General features: G+C 71.8%; 22 protein-coding genes. 12 read left to right on the forward strand and 10 right to left on the reverse strand.

Features of this window, described 5'->3' with window-relative positions:
* Positions 1–58: 58 nt before the first annotated feature.
* The 3 genes from OO62_RS08980 to OO62_RS08990 are packed head-to-tail and all read right to left on the reverse strand — an operon-like array spanning position 59 to position 2129.
* Entirely contained in the window at positions 59–832 is a 774-nt protein-coding gene (locus OO62_RS08980; RefSeq protein WP_033266743.1) for an AIM24 family protein, read from the reverse strand.
* Positions 829–1491, reverse strand: a complete 663-nt coding sequence (locus tag OO62_RS08985; RefSeq protein WP_033266744.1) for an AIM24 family protein — start codon at positions 1489–1491, stop codon at positions 829–831. Before OO62_RS08985 ends, OO62_RS08980 begins: the two co-directional genes overlap by 4 nt.
* Complete coding sequence (locus OO62_RS08990; protein WP_033266745.1) at positions 1491–2129, reverse strand: AIM24 family protein; 639 nt, start codon at positions 2127–2129, stop codon at positions 1491–1493. Before OO62_RS08990 ends, OO62_RS08985 begins: the two co-directional genes overlap by 1 nt.
* 302 nt (positions 2130–2431) lie before the next feature.
* Between OO62_RS08990 and OO62_RS08995 the strand changes: the two genes are divergently transcribed.
* Positions 2432–2782, forward strand: a complete 351-nt coding sequence (locus OO62_RS08995; protein ID WP_033266746.1) for a DUF3817 domain-containing protein — start codon at positions 2432–2434, stop codon at positions 2780–2782.
* Positions 2779–3075: an MTH1187 family thiamine-binding protein gene (locus tag OO62_RS09000; protein ID WP_033266747.1), complete on the forward strand. Its 297-nt coding sequence runs from the start codon at positions 2779–2781 to the stop codon at positions 3073–3075. Before OO62_RS08995 ends, OO62_RS09000 begins: the two co-directional genes overlap by 4 nt.
* A gap of 378 nt (positions 3076–3453) precedes the next feature.
* Here OO62_RS09000 and OO62_RS09005 read toward each other — a convergent pair whose 3' ends face one another.
* Positions 3454–4434, reverse strand: a complete 981-nt coding sequence (locus OO62_RS09005; protein ID WP_033266748.1) for an ArsR/SmtB family transcription factor — start codon at positions 4432–4434, stop codon at positions 3454–3456.
* A gap of 74 nt (positions 4435–4508) precedes the next feature.
* On the opposite strand from OO62_RS09005, the gene OO62_RS09010 reads away from it, so the two are divergent.
* The 4 genes from OO62_RS09010 to icmA all read left to right on the forward strand — a co-directional run bounded on the left by OO62_RS09010 (position 4509) and on the right by icmA (position 8699).
* The gene (locus tag OO62_RS09010) at positions 4509–5819 is read left to right on the forward strand and encodes an MFS transporter (protein ID WP_033266749.1); all 1311 of its coding nucleotides are present in this window, start codon (positions 4509–4511) and stop codon (positions 5817–5819) included.
* A gap of 73 nt (positions 5820–5892) precedes the next feature.
* The gene (locus OO62_RS09015; protein WP_033266750.1) at positions 5893–6402 is read left to right on the forward strand and encodes a MarR family winged helix-turn-helix transcriptional regulator; all 510 of its coding nucleotides are present in this window, start codon (positions 5893–5895) and stop codon (positions 6400–6402) included.
* Between the two features lie 89 nt (positions 6403–6491).
* On the forward strand, positions 6492–6824 hold the full coding sequence (locus OO62_RS09020; protein ID WP_033266751.1) for a DUF3817 domain-containing protein: 333 nt from the start codon (positions 6492–6494) through the stop codon (positions 6822–6824).
* A gap of 174 nt (positions 6825–6998) precedes the next feature.
* Positions 6999–8699, forward strand: a complete 1701-nt coding sequence (icmA, locus tag OO62_RS09025) for a coenzyme B12-dependent isobutyryl-CoA mutase large subunit (RefSeq protein ID WP_033266752.1) — start codon at positions 6999–7001, stop codon at positions 8697–8699.
* Between the two features lie 67 nt (positions 8700–8766).
* Here icmA and OO62_RS09030 read toward each other — a convergent pair whose 3' ends face one another.
* Together OO62_RS09030 and OO62_RS09035 are read right to left on the reverse strand one after the other, a co-directional pair.
* On the reverse strand, positions 8767–10167 hold the full coding sequence (locus OO62_RS09030) for a sensor histidine kinase (RefSeq protein WP_033266753.1): 1401 nt from the start codon (positions 10165–10167) through the stop codon (positions 8767–8769).
* Positions 10164–10892: a response regulator transcription factor gene (locus OO62_RS09035; protein ID WP_051732939.1), complete on the reverse strand. Its 729-nt coding sequence runs from the start codon at positions 10890–10892 to the stop codon at positions 10164–10166. Before OO62_RS09035 ends, OO62_RS09030 begins: the two co-directional genes overlap by 4 nt.
* Before the next feature lie 63 nt (positions 10893–10955).
* Between OO62_RS09035 and OO62_RS09040 the strand changes: the two genes are divergently transcribed.
* Both OO62_RS09040 and OO62_RS09045 read left to right on the forward strand, forming a co-directional pair.
* Entirely contained in the window at positions 10956–12122 is a 1167-nt protein-coding gene (locus OO62_RS09040) for a UDP-N-acetylglucosamine--N-acetylmuramyl-(pentapeptide) pyrophosphoryl-undecaprenol N-acetylglucosamine transferase (RefSeq protein ID WP_033266754.1), read from the forward strand.
* Complete coding sequence (locus OO62_RS09045; protein WP_033266755.1) at positions 12119–13123, forward strand: GDP-mannose 4,6-dehydratase; 1005 nt, start codon at positions 12119–12121, stop codon at positions 13121–13123. Before OO62_RS09040 ends, OO62_RS09045 begins: the two co-directional genes overlap by 4 nt.
* Before the next feature lie 39 nt (positions 13124–13162).
* On the opposite strand, the gene OO62_RS09050 is transcribed toward OO62_RS09045, so the two are convergent.
* On the reverse strand, positions 13163–13813 hold the full coding sequence (locus tag OO62_RS09050) for a TetR/AcrR family transcriptional regulator (protein WP_228332537.1): 651 nt from the start codon (positions 13811–13813) through the stop codon (positions 13163–13165).
* Positions 13814–14108: 295 nt separating this feature from the next.
* Here OO62_RS09050 and OO62_RS09055 point away from each other — a divergent pair, with 295 nt between their 5' ends.
* The 4 genes from OO62_RS09055 to OO62_RS09070 all read left to right on the forward strand — a co-directional run bounded on the left by OO62_RS09055 (position 14109) and on the right by OO62_RS09070 (position 18372).
* The gene (locus OO62_RS09055) at positions 14109–15083 is read left to right on the forward strand and encodes a tetratricopeptide repeat protein (protein ID WP_033266757.1); all 975 of its coding nucleotides are present in this window, start codon (positions 14109–14111) and stop codon (positions 15081–15083) included.
* Between the two features lie 611 nt (positions 15084–15694).
* Positions 15695–16312 carry a DUF6230 family protein gene (locus OO62_RS09060; protein ID WP_033266758.1) on the forward strand — a complete coding sequence of 206 codons (618 nt, stop codon included), beginning with the start codon at positions 15695–15697 and terminating at the stop codon, positions 16310–16312.
* 217 nt (positions 16313–16529) lie between these two features.
* Positions 16530–17093 carry a DUF6114 domain-containing protein gene (locus tag OO62_RS09065; RefSeq protein ID WP_033266759.1) on the forward strand — a complete coding sequence of 188 codons (564 nt, stop codon included), beginning with the start codon at positions 16530–16532 and terminating at the stop codon, positions 17091–17093.
* Positions 17083–18372 carry a hypothetical protein gene (locus OO62_RS09070; RefSeq protein WP_033266760.1) on the forward strand — a complete coding sequence of 430 codons (1290 nt, stop codon included), beginning with the start codon at positions 17083–17085 and terminating at the stop codon, positions 18370–18372. Before OO62_RS09065 ends, OO62_RS09070 begins: the two co-directional genes overlap by 11 nt.
* A gap of 105 nt (positions 18373–18477) precedes the next feature.
* Here the strand turns inward: OO62_RS09070 and pyk are convergent, their stop codons facing one another.
* The 3 genes from pyk to pta form a co-directional block, all read right to left on the reverse strand.
* Complete coding sequence (gene pyk, locus OO62_RS09075; protein ID WP_033266761.1) at positions 18478–19905, reverse strand: pyruvate kinase; 1428 nt, start codon at positions 19903–19905, stop codon at positions 18478–18480.
* Between the two features lie 61 nt (positions 19906–19966).
* A complete protein-coding gene (locus tag OO62_RS09080; RefSeq protein WP_033266762.1) occupies positions 19967–21178 on the reverse strand; it encodes an acetate kinase in 1212 nt (403 codons plus the stop codon).
* A gap of 52 nt (positions 21179–21230) precedes the next feature.
* On the reverse strand, positions 21231–23324 hold the full coding sequence (gene pta / locus OO62_RS09085; protein WP_033266763.1) for a phosphate acetyltransferase: 2094 nt from the start codon (positions 23322–23324) through the stop codon (positions 21231–21233).
* Between the last annotated feature and the right edge of the window lie 144 nt (positions 23325–23468).

Here is a 23468-nt window from a genome sequence, read left to right on the forward strand (position 1 = left end):
CGGCCGGCCGGGGCCGGTGTGGGTCAGACGTTCGAGGTCACCGTCCGCAGACTACCGCTCACAGCCCGAAGCGGCGTTGGAGGCTCCCGAGGTTGCCGGGCAGTTGGGGCAGTTGTGAGCCACTTTGCGGGACGTGCCCGCCGTTGCCCGGAACCCCCGCCTCCGTCGGCACCGCGCCGGTCGCCAGCTCCGGCATCAGCTGCTCCGTCGACTGGAGCAGGACCGTGCCGGCGCCGACGAACTCGAACTGGTGCTCCTCGCCGGACGCCCCGCCGATGCCGGTGTGCGCCCGCAGCCCGCCCAGGAATCCCCGCAGGTACTGGTGGTCGTAGTGGTGGCAGGGGGAGGGGCAGTCCGCCCAGCCGACGAGCGCCTGCGGGTCCACCCGGATCGGCGGCTCCATGAAGACCACCGGCCCGTTGGACGCGGCCACGAACTTGCCCGTCCCGATGAGCGTGAGGAAGCCCGGGATGATCGACTGCTTCAGCGACAGAGATGGCTGAAACGCGAGCAGGTTGCCGGAGCGAATAGTGAGGTTGCCCTCGTCGAGATCGAAGGAATTCACATCGAAGGCACGGTCCGCGAGCAGCATCTTTCCCCGGCCCTCGGCGACGACCCAGTCCGCGGCGTGCAGTGGCGAATGGAAACTTCCGGCGATCAGCCGGTCGAGCCGGCCGTGCCCGATGCCGTGGAAGTCGATCTGCCCGTAGTAGGCGATCATCTTCCCCTTCTGCAGGAACCACTGGCCGTCCAGATCGACGCTGAAGGCGTACGGATTGACGTTGTCATCGGCGGGGAGCGACGCGACGTCGTGGACAACGGGACCGGTCACAGCTTCTCCTCCGACGCCTGGACGTAGACGGTGCCCTGGCCCGACAGCTCCAGCTGGAACGCCTCGCCGGAACCGCGGCCCACCATGTCGCGCCAGCCGAGCGCGGTGGACAGTTTGTTGCGGACCTCGCCGCGGTGGGCGACGTATGCCTGCGGATCGACATGGACCGGGCGCTGCGGCGTGATCGGCAGCTCGATGACGCCGCCGTGCGCCATCACCGCGGCCGAGCCGACGCCCTTGAGGGTCGTGGTGAACAGGCCCTGGCCGGTGACCTGGCCGCGCACCATGCCCATCACCCCGCCCTGCGAGCCCATGAACATCGTGCCCTGCTGGAGCGAGCCGTCGAAGGCCAGCAGCCGGTCGGCCTCGACGTAGAGCGTCTCGCCCGTCAGGTCGACGACGTGGACGTGGTGGCCGCCGTGGCCGAACATGACCGTGGCGGTACGGCCCGCGGGCACCTCGACCGTCATCAGGGGCGTGGCCTCACCGGCGATCCGGCGGCCGATCATCGAGCCGACGCCGCCCTGGCCGCCCTGGATGTTCGGGGTGAAGTGCACCTCGCCGCGGTAGGCGAGCATCGCCCCGCGCTGGCTGTACATCCGCTGGCCGGGCGCGATCGTGGCCTGCACCATGCGGGAGTTGAGGGCCTCGAACGGCATCAGACCTCACCGCCCACGGTGTTGCGCTCGCTGGGCTGGACGTAGACCAGGCCCTCGCCCTCGAAGCGGATCTGGAACGCCTCGCCGGAGCCCTCTCCCATGAACGTGCGGAAGTTCACCCCGGACTGGAAGTGCTGGCGGAGGTCGCCGGTGTGCGCCACGTACGCGCCCGGGTCGACCTGGAGCGGGTACTGCTTGGTGACCCGCAGCACCACCGCCGGCCCGTCCGAGGTGATCGCCGCCTGGCCGCTGCCCTCGACGGTGGTGGTGAACAGGCCGTTGCCCTGCGAGGCGCCGCGCAGACCGGTGAAGGTCGTGCCGGTGCGCAGCGCGGCGTCCGTGCACAGCAGGTTGCTGGCCTCCACGTAGAGCTTCTCGCCGCGCAGCTGCACCAGGTTGATCTCGCTGGCGCGGTCGGCGAAGTAGCAGGTGCCGTGGCCCTTCACCTCCATCACGGCCATCTGTTCCCCCGTCAGCCGCCGGGTGACCATGCCGCGCAGACCCTCGCCGCCGCCGGTCATCTTCTTGAAGGCCATCTGGCCGTCGTACGCGACCATCGCACCGTTCTTCGCCTTGACGGCATCGCCCGTCATGTCGACGGCGAGCACCTTGCTCCCCTGGAGCCGAAACTGAGCCACGGGTCAGACGGTAGTCGGCCCGGCCCGCGCGGGGCAGACCCCTCGCCCCTGACGCCGCCCGGATATCTCCCCGGGGCCCGCCCGGGTGACCACGCTCACGTCCCCCGTGGGCGGTGCGCACCGGGGCGGCTGTAACAATAGGGCGACGCTTGTGAACTCTTGCACAATCGCCCCGCCCGTCGCCCGACCTCCACCCCCAGAAGACGGCGCTGCGCGCCGACCGCCCGCCCGTCGCCCGACCTCCACCCCCAGAAGACGGCGCTGCGCGCCGACCGCCCATCTGCCACCCGAACGAGGTTCCCGTGGACATCAAGACCGCCGCCGCCCTGCACCGCCTGCGCCTGGCCTCCATCCCGGAGGCCATCTCCTTCCCGGCGCTGCTGATCTTCGGTACCGGTTTCCGTCTGGCCTTCGACTACGACGCCCTGGTGATGCCGCTCGGCATGATCCACGGCCTGCTCTTCATCACCTACGTGGTGCTGCTGCTGGACGTGTGGAACCGCACCAAGTGGCCCTTCAAGCGCGTCGCGTTCTTCTTCCTGCTGGCGATCCTGCCGTTCGGCGGCCTCTACGGGGACCGCGTCCTCAAGCGCGAGGAGGAGGCCGGCGTGATCGCCGCCCGCGCCCGCAAGGAAGGGGTCGTGAACGCATGATCGTCGCCTTCTCGGTGAGCCCGCTGGGCGTCGGTGAGGACGTCGGCGAGTACGTCGCCGACGCGGTCCGCGTCGTCCGCGAGTCGGGCCTGCCCAACCGTACGGACGCCATGTTCACCTCCATCGAGGGCGAGTGGGACGAGGTCATGGACGTCGTCAAGCGCGCCGTCGCAGCCGTCGAGGCCCGCGCCGGCCGGGTCTCCCTGGTCCTGAAGGCCGACATCCGCCCGGGGGTGGTGGACGGGTTGACGTCGAAGGTGGACACCGTCGAGCGGTACCTGGCTGGGGCCTGATTCCCACGTTTTTGTCTGCGGCGCCGTGGTGGTTTCTCGCCGTTGCGCTTTGCGGCGCCGCCGCACGTTGTCGGCTTTCCCGCCGTGTGCCTTCTCGTCGTTGCGCCTGCGGCGGGCTGGGTTGGTGTTGGGTGCGGTGCCGCTCCTCCGGACTTCGTCCTGCGGCGCGGCCCCTCCCGTGAGTGGGTGGAAAAAGGCCGGTGGGGGCGGGCGTCTTACTGACGCTCGCCCCCACCGGCCTTTAACTTTCCCTCCCACGGGAGGGGCTGGACCGGAGGACGAAGTCTGGAGGGCCGGCACCGCACCCGACGACCACCCGCCCGCGGCAGGCGCAACGGCGAGAAACCACCACGGCGGGACGGACAAAAACGTGGGAGGTCACCCCAGGAGCGCGGAGCCCAGGGGGGTGCGTTCGTAGTGCACCTCGTGGCCGTGGCGGCGGGCGGTGAGCAGGCCGGCGGCGCGCAGGACGGAGAGGTGGGCCGAGACCGACGACGGTGCCAGGCGCAGGCGGTGGGCCAGGGCCGTCGTCGTCGAGGGGGCGTCGAGCGCGGCCAGTACCGCGGCGCGGTTGGTTCCCAGGAGCCGGGCCAGCGTCGGCCCGGTCTCCGGCTCGCTCCACAGGCCGCCGATTCCGCGTGCGGGGTAGATGACGGTCGGCTGCCACGGTGGGTCGAAGCCGCTCACCACGTCCGGCCAGACGAAGATGCTCGGCAGCAGCAGCACCCCGCGGCCGTCCAGGTCCTGGGTCTGGACGAAGTCCGTACGGGTACGGACCGTCAGGGTGTCGCCGGACCAGGTCACCCGCGGATGCAGGTCGGCGAACAGCCGGCGCAGCCCGCCGTCCGCCAGTTGGCGCGACCGGTAGGCGATCTCCGCCTCCAGCAGCGCCCGCAGCCGCGGCCAGTCCGGGGCGAGCAGTGCGTGCCAGGCCCGTTCGGTGACGTCGGCGAGTTCGCGGATCGCGGCCGCCGGATCGGCCAGCGCGGCACGGCCCCGTTCCGACTCCGGCCCGCCGGGTGTGCAGGCCAGGGACTTGGCCATCTCGGCGCGGGCCAGGGCCGGATCGGTGGCCCGCAGCCGCGCCAGCTCCTCGCCGAAGTCGGCCAGCGGGGTGTCCGGGGGGCGGCCCAGGAAGTCCGGGGTGTAGCCGGGCGGCGAGGACGGCATGAACAGCCACAGCGGCGTCAGGTCCAGCCCTGCCAGCGCCGCGCGCATCCGGCGCAGCCAGGGCGTGTGGTAGCCGTGCCGGTCGGCGCGGCGCAGGGTCCGTACGGCCTCGTGGGTCTCGCACAGCGGTGAGACCGCGAACCGGATGCGGAGCAGGTCGTCGGCGTCGAAGCGCAGATGCAGCGGCACGGCCGCCCCTTCCCCCGGATTCGGCTCCAGCCGAAACACTAGGGGGTGCGGGCGCCTCCCGGCAGGCTGCCGGCATGTCCGCGACCACCGGGCCCGTACCGCCGGGCCGTCCTCCGGCCTGCCGCGACGGGGCGGGCGCCGGTGCCGGGCCGGTGCGTCCGCCCGGCTACCGCGCCGTCTTCGCCGTCGCCGAGTTCCGGTACGTCTTCGCCGCCCACCTGCTCTCCTCGCTCGGCGTGGTCGTCTGCGAGATCGCGCTGTCCGTGCTGGTCTTCCAGCTCACCGACTCCCCGCTGCTCAGCGCCCTGACCTTCGCGCTGGGCCTGCTCCCGTACGTCGTTGGTGGCACCCTGCTGTCGGCCGTCGCCGACCGCTACCCGGCCCGCCGGGTGCTGGTGGTCTGCGACCTGCTGTGCGCGCCGGCCGCCGCGTGCATGGCGGTGCCCGGCACACCGGTCGCGGTGCTGCTCGTCCTGCGCTGTGTGATCGCCGCCGTCGCGCCGGTCTTCGCCGGGACCCGCGCCGCGACGCTGGCGGACGTCCTCGGCGACGGCGAGCTGTTCGTGCTGGGGCGCTCGGTCCTCCGCATCGTCAATCAGGGCGCCCAGCTGGCGGGGTTCGGGGCCGGCGGGCTGCTGCTGGCCGTCGCGTCGCCCGGGGCGGTGCTCGCGATCACCGTGGGTACGTTCCTCGGCTCGGCGCTGCTGCTGCGGCTGGGCACCCTCGCCCGGCCCGCGCGGGACGCCGCCGGGCACGGGAGGGGCGGCGGGGCGCTGCTGGGCGCCTCGCTGGGCGGCGTCCGGCGGCTGCTGGCCGACCGCAGGGTGCGCGCGTTGCTGCTGCTGAGCTGGCTGCCGCCGGCGTTCGTCGTCGTCCCGGAGGCGCTGCTGATCGCCTACGCGGGCCGGCTCGGCGTCGGTCCGGCCGGCGCGGGGCTGCTGATGTGCAGCATGCCGCTGGGCGCGGTGACCGCGGAGAGTGTGGTCGGTGCGTTCCTGGGTCCCGCGGCGCGGGCCCGGCTCACCTTCCCGATGGGCGTCTTCGCGGTGCTGCCCTCGCTGGGTTTCGCCGTCGAGCCGTCGCTGGGCTGGGCGGTGGTGCTGCTGGTGCTGACCGGCACCGGGATCTCGTACAACTTCGGGGTCGACCGCTGGCTGGTCGCCGCGGTCCCCGAGCGGCTGCTGGGGCAGGCGATGACGGTGACCCAGGCCGGGCGGATGACGGTGATGGGCCTGGCCATGGGGGCTGCCGGGGCCGCCGCGGAGCTGGCGCCGCTGCGGGTGGTGATGCCGGCGGCGGGCGTGGTGGGGACGGTCTGCGTGCTGGCGGTGATCGCGGAGGTGCGGCGTTCCGGGGCCGCTCCGGGCGTCCGGAAGGCGGCGTGACCGCGATACCCCGGTGGTACCGAAAACTGAGACAGGGCTGACCAGCATATGACCGCCGGGTAGGGTCGAAGACGTGTCGAAGCCGCTCAGCCTTGCTTTCGATCCCATCGCCCGCGCCGACGAATTGTGGCGGCAGCGATGGGGTGCCGTGCCGTCGATGGCCGCGATCACCTCGATCATGCGCGCCCACCAGATCCTGCTGTCCGAGGTGGACGCGGTGGTCAAGCCCTACGGGCTGACCTTCGCGCGCTACGAGGCGCTGGTGCTGCTGACCTTCTCCAAGGCCGGTGAGCTGCCGATGTCGAAGATCGGTGAGCGGCTGATGGTGCACCCGACCTCGGTCACCAACACCGTCGACCGCCTGGTGAAGTCCGGGCTGGTCGCCAAGCGGCCCAATCCGAACGACGGCCGGGGCACGCTCGCCTCGATCACGGACAAGGGCCGGGAGGTGTGCGACGCCGCGACCCGGGACCTGATGGCGATGGACTTCGGGCTGGGCGCGTACGACGCCGAGGAGTGCGGCGAGATCTTCGCGATGCTGCGGCCGCTGCGGGTGGCCGCGGCGGACTTCGACGAGGAGTAGCGGGGCGGTCCGCCCGCCCTCCGGCGGCGGCCCGGTGTCCGCGGGGGGCGGTGAAGATCGCCCCGGAACGGGTGGTTACGCTCTGGGGCATGAAGCGAAGCGTCCTGACCCGTTACCGGGTGATGGCCTACATCACCGCCGTGATGCTGCTGGTGCTCTGCACGTGCATGATCTTCAAGTACGGCTTCGGGATGGGCAAGGACCTCACCCTGGTCGTCTCCCAGATCCACGGCGTGCTCTACATCATCTACCTGGTCTTCGCCTTCGACCTGGGCTCCAAGGCCAAGTGGCCGTTCGGCAAGCTGCTGTGGGTGCTGGTCGCGGGCACGATCCCGACCGCCGCCTTCTTCGTGGAGCGCCAGGTGGTCCGGGAGGTCGAGCCGCTGCTCGACGGTGACGCTCCGGAGCCGGTCAAGGTCTGACGCCGCCGCCCGCCGCACCTCGTCACGTCGCGCCCGTTCCCTGCCGGGGACGGGCGCCGTTGTGTTTCGGCCACAGGTGCGTCGACCGCTTCACCCCTTACGCACCGTAATGCCCTGCGACTCATACCCTTCTCCCGTCGACAACTACTAGGACGTCCTAGTAAATTCGATGGTATGGACGCTGAAGCGATTGAGGAAGGCCGCCGTCGCTGGCAGGCTCGGTACGACTCTGCCCGGAAGCGGGACGCGGACTTCACCACGCTCTCGGGCGACCCCGTCGAGCCGGCGTACGGGCCCCGCCCCGGGGACACCTACGAGGGGTTCGAGCGGATCGGCTGGCCGGGCGAGTTCCCGTACACGCGGGGCCTGTATCCCACCGGCTACCGGGGGCGGACGTGGACGATCCGCCAGTTCGCCGGATTCGGCAACGCCGAGCAGACCAACGAGCGCTACAAGATGATCCTCAAGGCGGGCGGCGGCGGCCTGTCCGTCGCCTTCGACATGCCGACCCTCATGGGCCGCGACTCCGACGACCCGCGCTCGCTGGGCGAGGTCGGGCACTGCGGCGTCGCGATCGACTCCGCGGCCGACATGGAGGTCCTCTTCAAGGACATCCCGCTGGGCGACGTCACGACCTCCATGACGATCTCCGGGCCGGCCGTCCCCGTCTTCTGCATGTACCTCGTCGCCGCCGAGCGGCAGGGCGTCGACCCCGGCGTCCTGAACGGCACGCTCCAGACGGACATCTTCAAGGAGTACATCGCCCAGAAGGAGTGGCTCTTCCAGCCCGAGCCGCACCTGCGCCTCATCGGCGACCTGATGGAGCACTGCGCGCGCGGCATTCCCGCGTACAAGCCGCTGTCGGTCTCCGGCTACCACATCCGGGAAGCCGGGGCCACCGCCGCGCAGGAGCTGGCGTACACCCTCGCGGACGGCTTCGGCTATGTGGAACTGGGCCTCAGCCGCGGCCTGGACGTCGACGCCTTCGCCCCCGGCCTGTCCTTCTTCTTCGACGCGCACGTCGACTTCTTCGAGGAGATCGCCAAGTTCCGGGCGGCCCGCAGGATCTGGGCCCGCTGGATGCGCGACGTGTACGGCGCCACGAGCGAGAAGGCGCAGTGGCTGCGCTTCCACACGCAGACCGCCGGCGTCTCGCTGACCGCCCAGCAGCCGTACAACAACGTCGTACGGACCGCGGTGGAGGCGCTCGCGGCGGTGCTGGGCGGCACCAACTCCCTGCACACCAACGCCCTGGACGAGACCCTCGCCCTGCCCAGCGAGCAGGCGGCGGAGATCGCGCTGCGCACCCAGCAGGTGCTGATGGAGGAGACCGGCGTCGCCAACGTCGCCGACCCGCTGGGCGGTTCGTGGTTCGTCGAGCAGCTGACGGACCGCATCGAGGCGGACGCCGAGAAGATCTTCGACCGGATCAAGGAGCGCGGCGCGCGGGCGGTGCCGGACGGGCAGCACCCGATCGGCCCGATGACGTCGGGCATCCTGCGCGGCATCGAGGACGGCTGGTTCACCGGTGAGATCGCCGAGTCCGCCTTCCAGTACCAGCAGGCCCTGGAGAAGGGCGACAAGAAGGTCGTCGGCGTCAACTGCCACCACGGTTCGGTCACCGGCGACCTGGAGATCCTCCGGGTCAGCCACGAGGTCGAACGCGAGCAGGTGCGGGCCCTCGCCGAGCGCAAGGCGCGCCGCGACGACGCCCGGGTGACCGCCGCGCTCAAGGAGATGCTGGCCGCGGCGCGGGACGGCGGCAACATGATCGAGCCGATGCTGGAGGCCGTACGGGCCGAGGCGACCCTGGGGGAGATCTGCGGGACGCTCCGCGACGAGTGGGGGATCTACACGGAGCCGGCCGGCTTCTGAGGCCGCGCGACCGGGCGGACGCCCCCGGCGCGGGCGGGGTGCGCCCCCGTCCCGCGCCGGGGGCGCCTCAGTGCGCCGGGATCCGCAGCCGGAAGAGCGCCCCGCCGCCCGGTGCCGCCTCCGCGGTGAGTTCCGCGCCGTGTGCCCGGGCGATCTGGCGGGCCATGGCCAGGCCCAGACCCGAGCCGGGCAGGGCGCGGGCCGCTTCGGCGCGGTAGAAGCGGTCGAAGACGTGGGGGAGGTCCCCGGCGGCGATGCCGGGGCCGTGGTCGCGGACCGTCAGGTGCAACTCCCCGGAAACCAGCCGGAGTTCGGTGTCCACGGGGCCGCCGGCCGGGGAGAACTTGGCGGCGTTGTCGAGGAGGTTGGTCAGCAGCCGGGTCAGGCGGGCCGGGACCCCGGGGACGGTGAGACCGGTGGCGTCCGGGTCCACGTCCGAGGTGAAGGTGATCTCCGGCCAGTGCTCCCGGGCCGCGCCCACCGCGTGCGCCAGCAGGGCGGCCGGGCGCACCTGCTCGACCAGCGGCCGGGGTTCCTCGTCCCGGGCGAGTTCGATGAGGTCGTTGACGAGGGTGGTGACCTCCCGGAGCTGCCGGCCCAGGGCCGCGGCGGCACGGTCGCGCTGGGCGTCGGTCAGCCGGTCGGCGCGGGCGAGGAGTTCGGCGTTGGTGCGCAGCGCGGTCAGCGGGGTGCGCAGCTCGTGGGAGGCGTCGGCGACCAGCCGGCGCCGGGCGGTGACGGACTCCTCCAGCTCGCCGAGCATGGCGTTGAAGCTGGCGGCGAGCCGGGTGACCTCGTCCTCGCGGGCCTGCGGCCCGGCCGGCAGCTCGATGCGGTGCCGGGCGTCGCGGGTGGCGGCGATGCGCTCGGCGGTGGCGGTGAGCCGGGCGACCGGCGCCAGGCCCGTACGGGACACCCAGTAGCCGAGCGCACCGGCCAGCAGGACGCCGGCGGCGCCGACCGCGGACAGCGCCCAGGCGGCGTGCCGCACGCCGCGCTCGACGGTGTCCGAACGGAGCGCCACCTGAAGCGCCTGGTGCCGGCCGGGGAGGTGGGTGGTGTACATCCGGACGGGCTGCCCGGCGACCGTGAGCTCGCTGTAGTACGCGGTGCGGCGGCCGTCGGCGACCTCGCGGGTGGCGGTGGTGACCGGCAGGGCGCGGTAGCCGCCGCGCGGGTCCTGCGCCGGGTCGGCGGGAACGATCTGCACGCAGGGCACGGCCTGGTAGCGGCAGGAGGCGTCGCTCGCGGTCGGGCCCCAGTCGCGGGTCTGCTGACTGCGCTGGGTGGCCGTCTGGGCGAGATCGAGTTCGAGCTGACGGGTCATCTGGTAGTGGATGATGACGAAGGCCGCGGCGCAGACGCCGACGGCCACCAGTGCCACCGCGGCGGAGGCGGTCAGCGCGAGCCGGGTCCGCAGCGGCCGGCGCCGGCGCCAGCGGGCGCCCAGGCCGCGGGTGCCGGTCACCGGCCCTCCGCATGGCCGAGGCGGTAGCCGATGCCGTGCACGGTGTGGACGAGCCGGGACTCGCCGCCCGCCTCCAGTTTGCGGCGGAGGTAACCGATGTAGACGGCCAGCGAGTTGGAGTCGGGGCCGAAGTCGCGGCCCCAGACCCGCTCCAGGATCATCTCGCGCGGCAGCACCTGCCCCGGGTGCTGCAACAGCAGTTCCAGCAGCGCCCATTCGGTGCGGCTGAACTCCAGCGGGCGGCCCGCCCGGTGGCCGCTGCGGGTCGCCGGATCGACGACCAGGTCGTCGAAGGAGAGCCGGGCGTCCTCCACGACGGCGGCCGAGGCGCGCCGCAGCAGGGCCCGGATCCGGGCCACCAGCTCGTCCAGCGCGAACGGCTTGACCAGATAGTCGTCGGCGCCCGCGTCGAGTCCGTCGACCCGTTCGCTGACCGAGTCCAGCGCGGTCAGTACGAGGATGGGCGTGCGGTCGTCCAGCGCGCGCAGCCGGCGGCAGACGGCCAGCCCGTCCAGGACGGGCATCATCACGTCCAGCACGAGGGCGTCCGGCTGCCAGGCGGCGACCTCCGAGAGGGCGGCCAGGCCGTCGGCCGCTCCGCGCACCGCGTAGCCCTCCACGGCCAGGCCGTCCTCGACGGCGGCGCGCACCTCCGGTTCGTCGTCGACGACCAGGATCTTGGCGGCCGGGGTGCTGTGCGGCGTGGGCGGCAGGGGCTGTGGCATGGACATAGGCTGCCAAACACCTCTCTTAGAACGTTCTTAGTGCGTATCGCGAGCGTGGCGGCCATGCGCACACCACTCTCGGTCGTGATCGGTGCGGGCGGCACCGGCGGCCACATCTATCCCGGTCTCGCCCTCGCCGACGCGCTCCGCCGGGCCGCGCCGGACGCGGTGATCTCCTTCGTGGGGACCGCACGCGGACTGGAGACGCGGCTGATCCCGCAGGCCGGATACCGGCTGCACACCGTCGACATGATCCCCTTCGACCCCTCGCTCGGCGCCCGACGCTATCTGCTGCCGGCCGCGCTGCTGCGCTCGGGCGCCCAGTGCCGGGCGATCCTCAGGGAACAGGGCGCCCAGGTGGCGGTCGGGATGGGCGGCTACCCGAGCGCCCCGGTGATCGTCGGGGCGCGGCTGGCCGGGCTGCCGAGCCTGATCCACGAGTCCAACGCGGTCCCCGGCCGGGCCAACAAGTTCGCGGCCCGGCTCACCCCGCACCTCGCCCTCGCCTTCGACCGCAGCCGGGCGCACCTGACCGGCGGCGAGCGGGCCGAGACGGTGGGGATGCCGCTGGTCGGACCGCTGGCCCAGCTGGACCGTGCGGCGCTGCGGCCGGCCGCCCGGCGGGCGCTGGGCGTCCCGGACGGCGCGCGGCTGGTGCTGTTCAACGGCGGGAGCCTGGGCGCCGCCCGGCTGACCGAGGCGGCCGTGGGCCTCGCGGGCTGCCACCGGGCGCGGCCGGACCTGCGCCTGCTGATCAAGACCGGCCCCGCGGCCCTGGAGGAGACCCGGGCCCGGCTGGCGGGCAACGGGGGCGCGGCCGTCGCCGAGGCCGTGCCGTACCTGGACCGGATGGACCTGGCGTACGCCGCGGCCGATCTGGTGGTGTGCCGGGCCGGTTCGGCGACCGTTGCCGAGCTGGCCACGATCGGGATGCCGGCCGTCCTCGTGCCGTATCCGCACGCGCCCGGCGACCACCAGACGCACAACGCGCGGGTGCTCTCCGACGCCGGGGCGGCGCTGCTGCTGCCCGACGCCGAGACCTCGGCCCAGCGGCTGGACGCGCTGATCACCCCGCTGCTGGCCGACCCCGGCCGGCTCGCCGCCATGGCGCAGGCCGCCGACCCCGGCACCCACGCCCGCGCCGCCGACCTGCTCGCCGCCAAGGCGCTGGCGCTGGCCGGCCACCCCGGTGCCACCCACCCCAACACCCCTCTCAAGGAGTCGATATGAGCAGCAGTACGCAGACGTGGAGCGGCCGCAGGGTCCTGGTCACCGGGGCCGAGGGGTTCATCGGTTCGACCCTGGTCGACCTGCTGGTCGAGGCCGGCGCCGAGGTGCGCGCCTTCGTGCACTACAAGCCGTACGCGGAGAAGGGCCACCTGGCGCACCATCTGGGTCCGGGCAGTCCGGTCGAGATGCTCGCGGGGGACGTCCGGGACGCGGGCCGGGTGCGGGACGCGGTGGCGGGCTGCGACACGGTCTTCCACCTGGCCGCGCTGATCGGGATCCCGTACAGCTACGACTCACCGGGTGCCTATGTGCAGACGAACGTGGTGGGAACCGAGAACGTCGCGGAGGCGTGCCGGCAGCATGCCGTGCGGCGGCTGGTGCACACCTCCACCAGTGAGGTCTACGGGACCGCGCTGACCGCGCCGATCGGCGAGGACCACCCGCTCCAGCCGCAGTCGCCGTACTCCGCCTCGAAGATCGGCGCGGACATGATGGCGCTGTCGCACTGGCACGCCTTCGATCTGCCGGTGACGGTCGTCCGTCCCTTCAACACCTACGGGCCCCGGCAGTCCGCGCGCGCCGTGATCCCCACGATCCTCGCCCAGCTCCACTCCGGCGCCCGGCAGATCAGGCTCGGCTCGCTCACCCCCACCCGCGATTTCACCTACGTCACGGACACCGCGGCCGGGTTCCTGGCGCTGGCCGACTGCGACCGGGCGCTGGGGCAGGTCGTCAACCTCGGCACCGGGCGGGAGATCGCCATCGGGGCGCTGGCCGAGGCGCTGATCGCCGCCTCGGGCCGGGACGCGGAGGTGGTCGTCGACCCGGCGCGGCTGCGGCCCTCGGGCAGCGAGGTCGAGCGGCTGCTGTCGAACAACTCCCGGGCGCGCCGGTGGGCTTCGTGGCAGCCGGAGGTCTCCCTGGAGGAGGGACTGAAGCGGACCTCGGCCTGGGTCGCGGAGAACCTGCACCTGTTCGCGGCCGACCGCTACCAGGTCTGATCCGGGAGCGGGCCCGGGCCGGCGGCGGCCCGGGCCCGCTCAGCCCGGCTCCCCGTCCCCCAGGCCCGCCAGGCCGGTGAGGAAGAGCGCGGTGAAGTCGCGGCCCCACGCGGCGTCCACGGGCTCGCCGCTGACCAGGGTGCGGTGCACGATCGCACCGGCGATCACATCGAAGATCAGGTCCATGGTGCGGGCGGCGGTCCGCGCGCCCTCCTCGCCGGGGGTGTCCGCCGGCAACTCGCCGCGCTCCTGCGCCCGCGAGCGGCCCAGCTGCACCAGCCGCTTCTGGCGGTCGACGATCGCCGAGCGGATCCGTTCGCGCAGCGCCTCGTCGGTGGTGGACTCGGCGACCACGGCCATCAGCGCGGTCTTGGTCTCGGGCCGGGCGAGCAGCGCGCCGAACTGGAGCACCACGCCCTCGATGTCGGCCTGCAGACAGCCCCGGTCGGGAAGTTCGAGCTCGTCGAAGAGGACCGCCACGGCGTCCACGACGAGCTCGTTCTTGTTGGCCCAGCGGCGGTAGAGCGTCGTCTTGGCGACGCCGGCCCGGGCCGCCACCTCACTCATGGTCAGCCCACCCCAGCCCAGGTCGACGAGCGCGGCACGGGTGGCGTGGAGGATCGCGTGGTCGGTCTCGACGCTGCGCGGGCGGCCCGTGCGGCCTTTCCGGGGGCTGGCGGAGTGGTGCATGCGGGCGACCATACCGGCCAGTACGGGGCGGGTCGGCCGGGCTCGTGAGGCAGATCACTCCGCACGGGGCCGGAACCGGTTGTTGTCCGGGGGCGACGGCGAGTTACGCTACGGGTCGTAGCGTAAAAGCGACAGCCACTGGCCGTGGGTGGGGACCCATGGCCGCGCTCGACGGCCCTCCGCGGGCCGCAGGCAGTACCGATCACCGCACCGACCATCGCATCGATCGCGCCGCCGCCGTATCGCTTTCCGGATCGCTTTCCGGAACGGACCGCCCAGGGGGGAGGATGGACCCATGCAGCCACGCAATATGTCCATGAGTGGAGTCGTCGACCTTGCAGCGGTGAAGGCGGCGGGGGAAGCGAAGCAGAAGGCGGAGCAGGCACGCGCCGAGGCCGTCCGTACGGGCCGGGCCCCCACGAGCGGCGCCCGGCTGGTGTTCGACGTCGACGAGGCGGGGTTCCAGCAGGAGATCCTGCAGCGCTCCACCGAGGTCCCGGTCGTCATCGACTTCTGGGCCGAGTGGTGCGAGCCGTGCAAGCAGCTGGGTCCGCTGCTGGAGCGGCTCGCGAACGAGTACGCCGGCAAGTTCGTTCTGGCCAAGATCGACGTCGATGCCAACCAGATGCTGTTCCAGCAGTTCGGGGTGCAGGGCATCCCGGCGGTCTTCGCGGTGGTCGCCGGCCAGCCGATCCCGCTGTTCCAGGGCGCGGCCCCGGAGGCGCAGATCCGGCAGGTGCTCGACCAGCTGGTGCAGGCCGCCGAGCAGCAGTTCGGCATCGTGGGCGCGCCGGTCGAGCCGGGCGCCGCGGAGGAGCAGCCGGCCGCCGAGGAGGCCCCGGCCCCGGTCGGCCCGTACGACGCGCTGCTGGAGGCCGCCGGCCAGGCGCTGGACTCCGGTGATCTGGGCGGTGCCGTCCAGGCGTACAAGAACGTGCTGGCCGACGACCCGGCCAACCCGGAGGCCAAGCTCGGTCTCGCGCAGGCCGAACTCCTGCAGCGGGTGCAGGACCTCGACCCGCAGGCGGTGCGCAAGGAGGCCGCGGAGAACCCGGCCGACGCGCAGGCGCAGATCCGCGCCGCCGACCTCGACCTGGTCGGCGGGCACGTCGAGGATGCGTTCGGCCGGCTGGTCGACGCGGTGAAGCGGACGGCCGGCGACGACCGGGAGGCCGCGCGGGTGCGGCTGCTGGAGCTCTTCGACGTGGTCGGAGCGGACGATCCGCGGGTGATTGCGGGGCGCACCGCGCTTGCCCGCGTGCTGTTCTGACCCGCTGTCGTACGAGGCGCCCCCTTCTGACCTGTACGACCTTCGTCGCTTGACCAAACAAACGAACCAGCGGCCACGTTTTACCTAAACTTGGTAAACGTGGCCGCTGTTACTTGGAGTAAGTCACGGCGACCCCCTTGCGGCACTCTGTCCGCAAATGCCGTATGTCTTTCCGCAGTGAGCGGCGACCCTGTGTGCCCGGGTGGTATCGGTGCGTCGTGACGTGGTTATCAGCCCGTTACCCGCAAGTAACGAGCCCCTTGTGCGGCGGCTCCGAATGGACCACGATCGGCCACGCTCGGTCCATTCCCGCAGCCCGGCATCCGGTCGGTGCGGCGGGTCAATTGGGTCCCCACCGAGTGGTCGGCGGCAGTCGCGCCGGCCGTGGACAGGGGGGTCTCTGCCCCATCCGGCAGGGCCTGTCCAGGAGGTTGCGCGAGAGCGTGGCCAGTGGTTGTCGCTCGGGGGTGATCGCCGGTGTTCGGAACACGATGTGCCTCCGAGAACAGGCGCTCTCCTTCCCGAGGACGTAGCACTTCTCCCATCCCAGGTACCGCTGCCCAACTGAGGCCGCCGGTACCGGAGATGTACGTCCGAGAAGGAGGAAAGTCATGGAGTCCCTGGCTCGTGGCGGGACCAGATGGAAGCGGTTCGCCGTCGTCATGGTGCCGAGCGTCGCGGCGACCGCCGCGATCGGAGTCGCCCTGTCGCAGGGTGCGCTCGCGGCGTCGTTCAGCGTGTCCGGCCAGCAGTTCAAGGTCAGTACGGACCGGCTGGACGGCACCGGCTTCGTCCAGTACGGAGCGATTGACGCCCAGAAGGGCGGCAAGCAGGTCCCGGTGGCGGTTTCGGGGTTCTCGAACGCCAAGATCAAGAACCTCTGCCAGTCGGTGGTCGTGCCGGTCCCGGTCTTCGGCGATGTGTCGATGAAGCTGTCGGCCGGTGGCGGTGACACGCCCGTCGAGGCGAAGAACCTCTACATCGACCTGGATCAGCTGTCCGCGGACGCGACCTTCAACAACATCGACATCGGTGTTGCTGCAGGCTCGACGACCAAGGGTCCGGGCATGCACAAGGGCGACAAGGCCGACCCGGGCTCGTTCGCCCAGCAGGCCGACTCGGCCACGCTGACCCACGTCCGGCAGACGGCGTGGGCCACGACGGCCGGCACGTTCAAGCTCAGCGGCCTCAAGATGAGCGTCGCCAAGGGCAAGAGCGAGTGCTACTGACGCACTGAGCGTGCGGGCGCGGGGTGAAGAGCTGCGCGGTGAGACAGATGCCGTTCCCCGTGCCCGTACGTCGGGTAGCCAGTTAGCACACATCAGCTCAGAACCACCGATTTGCCAGTCCCGAGGAGCTGTACGACATGAGCGAGCCTCGCGAGCGAATCATCGACAGGTGCGCGCGGTGCGAATGCGAGCCCGCCGACCGTAGGGAGGCTGGCGCATGAGCGCCGAGACGCGACCACGGCTGATCGAAGGCATCGGCCGCAAGAGGATGTCGTTCCGGGAGTGGCGCGGGCACCGCCCGTTCTGGGGCGGGTTGCTGACCCTGCTGGCCGGCCTCCCGATCATGTACATCCCCTACGCGAATCTCACGATCGGTTCGCTGACTGTCCGCATGGCGACCACCGCCGGCGCCGGCTCGCTGATCATCGGCGTCCTGCTGGTCGTGCTCGGTCTGACCATGTGGTTCCAGCCGGCTTCCCGCGTCTTCGCGGGGGTGGCGGCGATCCTGCTCGCCCTGGTCTCGCTGGTCGTCTCGAACTTCGGCGCCTTCCTGGTCGGCTTCCTGTTGGGGCTGATCGGCGGAGCGCTGGGGGTGGCCTGGGCGCCCGCTGAGGCAGCAGCCGGTGGGGAGGACACCGAAGGGCCGGCGGCCCGCAACGTCGCCGGGCCGGTCGTGGCCACCAACCCCTCGCCGGCCGGATCCGGGTCGGGCAACGGACTGGACGACCTGTCAGGAACGAGCCCGACCAACGGAACGAACGGGAGGCACCGTGCCGGGTGACGAGCTGCACGAGGAGACTGCAGCCGCCGGGGCGAGAACCGGGCCGAGGCATGCGGCGCCCAAGAAGCCGCTGCTGACTCGGCTGCACGTGCCCGCGGGCAAGGCGATAGCCATCGCCGCCATGCCGTCCGCCGTGCTCATGGGGATGGGGCTGACGCCCCAGATGGCGATCGCCAAGCCGGCGCCGCCCAAGAGCCCCTTCAAGGACGGCCCCTGCGTCACCGCCCCGGACAAGGCCGGCGACCAGGGCAAGTCCAAGGACACCACCGCGAAGGACAAGAAGGACAACAAGGACTCGAAGGGCGGCTCCACGCCGTCCGCCGGGCCCTCCTCCTCGCCCTCGCCCTCGAAGAGCAAGGACACCGCCGACAAGCCGGCACCCTCGCCGTCCGCTACTCGGAAGACCGACGAGCCCTCCGGCTCCGCGACCCCGTCGCCGTCGGCCTCCGAGGACAAGAAGGACGACGGGGGCCTGCTGGGCGGCATCGGTGACGCGCTCGGCGGCCTGCTGGGCGGCGACAAGTCCGACGAGTCGTCCGCGTCGCCGAGCCCCTCGCCGTCGGAGTCCGCCACCAAGGACGCCACGCCGAAGGCCGACGACTCCGGCTCGGCCACCGACAAGGTCACCAAGCCGCTCAAGGACACCCTCGGCGGCGTCACGGGCAGCGCCGGCAAGGCCGGTGACGCCCTCAAGAACGGGTCCAAGACGGTCAACGACACCGTCCACGGCGCCATCGGCACGGCGGACAACGCCCTGCCCGGCGGCGGGCTGGACGGCAAGGACGCCAGCGGCAAGCAGGCGTACCCCTGCGTCGTCGAGAACAAGCAGAAGGGCAAGGACGAGCAGACCCCCGTCACCCTGCCCGACGCCCCCTGGCACCTGGAGTCCAGCGGGCTCACCCTGCGCGGTCTGGACTACGCCGGCGTCGTCAACGTCACCACCCAGAGCGGCCACACCAAGCAGGCCCTGAAGTTCACCGCCGACAGTATCGACATCGGTGATCTGCACCAGATCGTCGATGACCCGGCGTCCGGCAAGAAGTACCACGTCAGGTCCACGCCGGGATCCACGTCCAAGATCACCGGCGGCAAGGTGACCCTGTACACCGAGCGGCTGCAGGGCAATCTCTTCGGCCTGATCCCGATCGTCTTCGATCCGGAGCACCCGCCGCCGCTGAACGTCCCGTTCGCCTACTTCAGCAAGGTGAAGCTCGACCAGGCGGGCCAGTTCGGCGGCAACCTGCATGTTCCCGGCATGCACGTGACCATAGAGAACTGACCGGGAGAACCACCCGGCCGGAGCTCTTCTGGGAGCCGCGGAAAACGGCGGTGGGGCACCCCCCCCCGAGGGGGGGGCCCACCGCCGTTCTCGTCTCCGGGCGCGTCAGGCGCGCTCGCCGCCCAGGTGGTGCACCCGGACCATGTTGGTGGTGCCGGGGACGCCGGGGGGCGAACCGGCCGTGATGAGCATGGTGTCGCCCTTGCTGTAGCGCTTGAGCTTGAGCAGCTCGGCGTCCACCAGGTCGACCATCGCGTCGGTGTTGTCGACGTGCTGCACCACGAAGCTGTCCACGCCCCAGCTCAGGGTGAGCTGGTTGCGGGTGGTCGTGTCGGTGGTGAAGGCCAGGATCGGCTGGGCCGCGCGGTAGCGGGAGAGCCGGCGGGCGGTGTCACCGGACTTGGTGAAGGCCACCAGCGCCTTGCCGTCGAGGAAGTCGGCCATCTCGCAGGCCGCGCGGGCCACCGCGCCGCCCTGCGTCCGCGGCTTCTTGCCCGGCACCAGCGGCTGCAGGCCCTTGGAGAGCAGCTCCTCCTCGGCCGCCTCGACGATCTTCGACATCGTCTTGACGGTCTCGATCGGGTACTGGCCGACCGAGGACTCCGCGGAGAGCATCACCGCGTCCGCGCCGTCCAGGATGGCGTTGGCGACGTCGGACGCCTCGGCGCGGGTCGGCCGGGAGTTGGTGATCATCGACTCCATCATCTGGGTCGCCACGATCACCGGCTTGGCGTTGCGCCGGCACAGCTCGATGAGCCGCTTCTGCACCATCGGGACCTTCTCCAGCGGATACTCCACCGCCAGGTCACCACGGGCCACCATGACCGCGTCGAAGGCCATGACGACCTCCTCCATGTTGGCCACCGCCTGCGGCTTCTCCACCTTGGCGATGACCGGGACCCGCCGGCCCACCTCGTCCATCACGCGGTGCACGTCCTGGACGTCCTTGGCGTCCCGGACGAAGGACAGCGCCACCATGTCGCAGCCGAGCTTCAGGGCGAACTTGAGGTCCTCGACGTCCTTCTCGGACAGCGCGGGGACGTTCACCGCGGCGCCGGGCAGGTTGATGCCCTTGTGGTCGGAGATGACCCCGCCCTCGATGACGATGGTGCGCACCCGCGAGCCCTCGACCTCGACGACCTGCAGCGCGACGTTGCCGTCGTTGATCAGGATCGGGTCGCCCTTGGAGACGTCGCCGGGCAGGCCCTTGTAGGTCGTGCCGCAGATGGTCCGGTCGCCGGGCACGTCCTCGGTGGTGATGACGAACTCGTCGCCGCGTACCAGCTCCACCGGGCCGTCGGCGAACGTCGCGAGGCGGATCTTGGGGCCCTGGAGGTCGGCCAGCACGCCGACGGCGCGGCCGGTCTCCTCGCATGCCTTGCGGAGGCGGTGGTACCGCTCCTCGTGCTCCGGCTGGGTCCCGTGGCTCATGTTGAATCGGGCCACGTTCATGCCGGCTTCGATCAGCGTCTTCAGCTGCTCGTAGGAGTCGACGGCGGGGCCCAGGGTGCAGACGATTTTGGAACGGCGCATGAGCGGAATCCTATCGGTTTGTTTACGAGCGGAATATTCCAGCTGGTGGAAACCCCAGGACCTACGCGCTGACCAGGGCGTATGTCTGCTGAGCGATCTCCAGTTCCTCATCGGTCGGCACCACGGCGACCGCGACCCGGGCGTACTCGGGCGAGATCAGCCGCGGCTCGTCGGACCGTACGGCGTTGAGCCCGGCGTCCACGGCCAGACCCAGCTCCTCCAGCCCGGCGACGGCCGCCTCGCGCACCGGGGCGGCGTTCTCGCCGACGCCCGCGGTGAAGACCACCGCGTCGACCCGGCCGAGCACCGCGTAGTAGGCGCCGATGTACTTCTTCAGCCGGTGGATGTAGATGTCGAAGGCGAGGGCGGCCCGCTCGTCGCCCTCGTCGATCCGGCGCCGGATCTCGCGCATGTCGTTGTCGCCGCACAGCCCGAGCAGCCCGCTCTTCTTGTTGAGCAGCTCGTCGATCTCGTCCGCCGACATCCCCGCCACCCGCTTGAGGTGGAAGGTGACCGCCGGGTCGATGTCGCCCGAGCGGGTGCCCATGACCAGGCCCTCCAGCGGGGTCAGGCCCATCGAGGTGTCCACGCAGCGGCCGCCGGCCACCGCCGAGGCGGAGGCGCCGTTGCCCAGGTGCAGCACGATGACGTTGACCTCGGAGGGGTCCTTGCCGAGCAGCGCCGCGGTCCGGCGGGAGACGTATGCGTGCGAGGTGCCGTGGAAGCCGTAGCGGCGGACGCGGTGCGCGTCGGCGGTCTCCACGTCGATGGCGTAGCGGGCCGCGTACTCCGGCATCGTGGAGTGGAAGGCGGTGTCGAAGACCGCGACCTGCGGCAGGTCGGGGCGGAGCGCCTGCGCGGTCCGGATGCCGGTGATGTTCGCCGGGTTGTGCAGCGGGGCGACCGGCACCAGCCGCTCGATCTCCTTGAGCACCGCGCCGTCGATCACCGTCGGCTCGGTGAACCGGAGCCCGCCGTGCACCACCCGGTGCCCGATCGCGGCCAGCTGGGGGGAGTCCAGCCCCAGGCCGTCGGCGGACAGCTCGGCGGCGACCGTCTTCAGCGCGGTCTCGTGGTCGGCTATCGCGCCCTCGGTCTCGCGCTTCTCGCCGCCGGTGGCGAGCGGGGTGTGGGCCAGGCGCGAGTTCTCCTCGCCGATGCGCTCGACGAGTCCGACGGCGAGCCGGCGGCCGTCGGCCATGTCGAGCAGCTGGTACTTCACCGACGAGGAGCCGGAGTTGAGGACGAGGACGCGGGTGGCGGTGGCAGTCATGTAGCGCTTTCCGGTGGGGTGGGGAGGGGGGTGGGCACGGGCACGGCCCGGGTCAGTCGGTGGCTCCGGCGCCGGGCCGGGCGCCCTGCGCCTGGATGGCGGTGATGGCGACGGTGTTGACGATGTCCTGGACCAGGGCGCCGCGCGAGAGGTCGTTGACCGGCTTGCGCAGGCCCTGGAGGACCGGTCCGACGGCGACCGCGCCCGCCGAGCGCTGCACGGCCTTGTAGGTGTTGTTGCCGGTGTTGAGGTCCGGGAAGATCAGCACGGTGGCCTTGCCGGCCACGTCGGAGCCGGGCAGCTTGGTCTGCGCGACCGCGTCGTCCACCGCCGCGTCGTACTGGATCGGCCCCTCCACCAGCAGGTCGGGACGCAGCTCGCGGACCAGCTCGGTGGCCTTGCGGACCTTGTCGACGTCCGCGCCGGAGCCGGAGGTGCCGGTGGAGTACGACAGCATCGCGATCCGCGGCTCGACGCCGAACTGCGCCGCGGTGGTGGCCGACTGGATGGCGATGTCGGCCAGCTGCTCGGCGTTCGGGTCCGGGTTGACCGCGCAGTCGCCGTAGACCAGCACCCGGTCGGCCAGGCACATGAAGAAGACCGAGGACACGATCTGCGCCTTCGGCTTGGTCTTGATGATCTCGAAGGCGGGCCGGATGGTGGCCGCCGTGGAGTGCACGGCACCCGAGACCATGCCGTCGGCCAGGCCCTCCTCGACCATCAGCGTGCCGAAGTAGGAGACGTCGGCGACCACGTCGTAGGCCAGCTCGTAGCTGACGCCCTTGTGCGCGCGCAGCGCGGCGTACAGCTCGGCGAACCGCTCGCGCAGCTCGGACGTCTGCGGGTCGATGATCTGGGCGTCCGCCAGGTCGATGGCCAGGTCGGCGGCGCGCTTGCGGATCGCCTCCTCCTCGCCCAGCAGGGTCAGGTCGCAGACGTCGCGGCGCAGCAGCACGTCGGCGGCGCGCAGCACCCGCTCCTCGCTGCCCTCGGGCAGGACGACGCGGCGGCGGCCGGAGCGGGAGCGCTCGATCAGCTCGTGCTCGAACATCATCGGCGTGACCCGGCCGGAGCGGGCCACCGAGATGCGGTTGGTCAGCTCCACGGTGTCCACATGGCGCTCGAAGAGGCCGAGCGCGGTCTCCGCCTTGCGCGGCGAGGCGGCGTTCAGCTTGCCCTCGATCGCGAACAGCTCACCGGCGGTCGGGAAGGAGCCGCCCGGTACGGAGATCACCGGCGTGCCCGGGGCGAGCCGGCCCGCCAGCGCCATGATGTCGGGGCCGGGCCGCTCGTCGAGGGTGAGCAGCACACCGGCGATCGGCGGGGCGCCGGCGCTGTGCGCGGCGAGCGAGCCGACGACCAGGTCGGCGCGGTCCCCGGGGGTCACCACGAGGCAGCCGGGGGTGAGCGCCTTGAGGAAGGTGGGCAGCATCGCACCGCCGAAGACGAAGTCGCGGGCGTCCCTGGCGAGCCCGGAGTCGTCGCCCAGCAGCACCTCGGCGCCGAGGGTGTGCACGATCTGGCCGACGGTCGGCGCGGAGAGCGAGCCGTCCTCGGGCAGCGCGTAGCAGGGCACCGGCAGGCGGGCGGCGAGCCGCTCGACGACCGCCGCGCGGTGCTCGGGGGCCACCCGGTTGACGACCATGGCGACGACGTCGCAGCCCAGCGAGGTGTAGGCGCGGTAGGCGTTGCGGGCCTCGGCGCGCACCGACTCGGCCTCCTGGCCCTGGCCGCCGACGACGGCGATCACCGAGGCGCCGCACTCGTTGGCGATCCGGGCGTTGAGGTTCAGCTCGGCCGGCAGGCCGGTGTCGGCGTAGTCCGAGCCGAGGATCAGGACGTACTCGTAGTCCCTGGCGACGGCGTGGAAGCGGTCGACGAGCCGGGAGACCAGCTCGTCGGTGCCGCGTTCGGCCTGGAGGGCGGCGGCCTCGTCGTAGCTGATGCCGTAGACGGTCCCGGCGGGCTGGGTGAGGCGGTAGCGGGCCCGCAGCAGCTCGAAGAGGCGGTCCGGCCCGTCGTGGACCAGCGGGCGGAAGACCCCCACCCGGTCGACGTGGCGGGTCAGGAGCTCCATGACTCCCAGCTCGACGACCTGACGGCCGTCGCCGCGGTCGATACCGGTCACGTATACGCTGCGCGTCACGCGGGCTCTCCGATCCATTCCGTTGGCCACAAGGTCAAAATCAGCCGTTATTGTGGGCTTGTCCTCTTGACAATACCTGCGCGTGTGGATACGTCGCTCTCCCAGTTTCCCCGGCGGAGTACGGGTGAGGACAGTAGGGGGGAG

The organism is Streptomyces lydicus, from assembly GCF_000717345.1.
Taxonomy (GTDB): domain Bacteria; phylum Actinomycetota; class Actinomycetes; order Streptomycetales; family Streptomycetaceae; genus Streptomyces; species Streptomyces lydicus.

Coding starts and splice junctions, on each gene's coding strand:
- OO62_RS09020 (WP_033266751.1), top strand. CDS start 6,492: ATGAAGCGAAGCGTCCTGACCCGTTACCGGGTGATGGCCTACATCACC.
- OO62_RS09000 (WP_033266747.1), top strand. CDS start 2,779: ATGATCGTCGCCTTCTCGGTGAGCCCGCTGGGCGTCGGTGAGGACGTC.
- OO62_RS09035 (WP_051732939.1), bottom strand. CDS start 10,892: ATGCCACAGCCCCTGCCGCCCACGCCGCACAGCACCCCGGCCGCCAAG.
- OO62_RS09010 (WP_033266749.1), top strand. CDS start 4,509: ATGTCCGCGACCACCGGGCCCGTACCGCCGGGCCGTCCTCCGGCCTGC.
- icmA (WP_033266752.1), top strand. CDS start 6,999: ATGGACGCTGAAGCGATTGAGGAAGGCCGCCGTCGCTGGCAGGCTCGG.
- OO62_RS09060 (WP_033266758.1), top strand. CDS start 15,695: ATGGAGTCCCTGGCTCGTGGCGGGACCAGATGGAAGCGGTTCGCCGTC.
- OO62_RS09065 (WP_033266759.1), top strand. CDS start 16,530: ATGAGCGCCGAGACGCGACCACGGCTGATCGAAGGCATCGGCCGCAAG.
- OO62_RS09055 (WP_033266757.1), top strand. CDS start 14,109: ATGCAGCCACGCAATATGTCCATGAGTGGAGTCGTCGACCTTGCAGCG.
- OO62_RS09080 (WP_033266762.1), bottom strand. CDS start 21,178: ATGACTGCCACCGCCACCCGCGTCCTCGTCCTCAACTCCGGCTCCTCG.
- OO62_RS09045 (WP_033266755.1), top strand. CDS start 12,119: ATGAGCAGCAGTACGCAGACGTGGAGCGGCCGCAGGGTCCTGGTCACC.
- OO62_RS08985 (WP_033266744.1), bottom strand. CDS start 1,491: ATGCCGTTCGAGGCCCTCAACTCCCGCATGGTGCAGGCCACGATCGCG.
- pyk (WP_033266761.1), bottom strand. CDS start 19,905: ATGCGCCGTTCCAAAATCGTCTGCACCCTGGGCCCCGCCGTCGACTCC.
- OO62_RS09040 (WP_033266754.1), top strand. CDS start 10,956: ATGCGCACACCACTCTCGGTCGTGATCGGTGCGGGCGGCACCGGCGGC.
- OO62_RS09050 (WP_228332537.1), bottom strand. CDS start 13,813: ATGCACCACTCCGCCAGCCCCCGGAAAGGCCGCACGGGCCGCCCGCGC.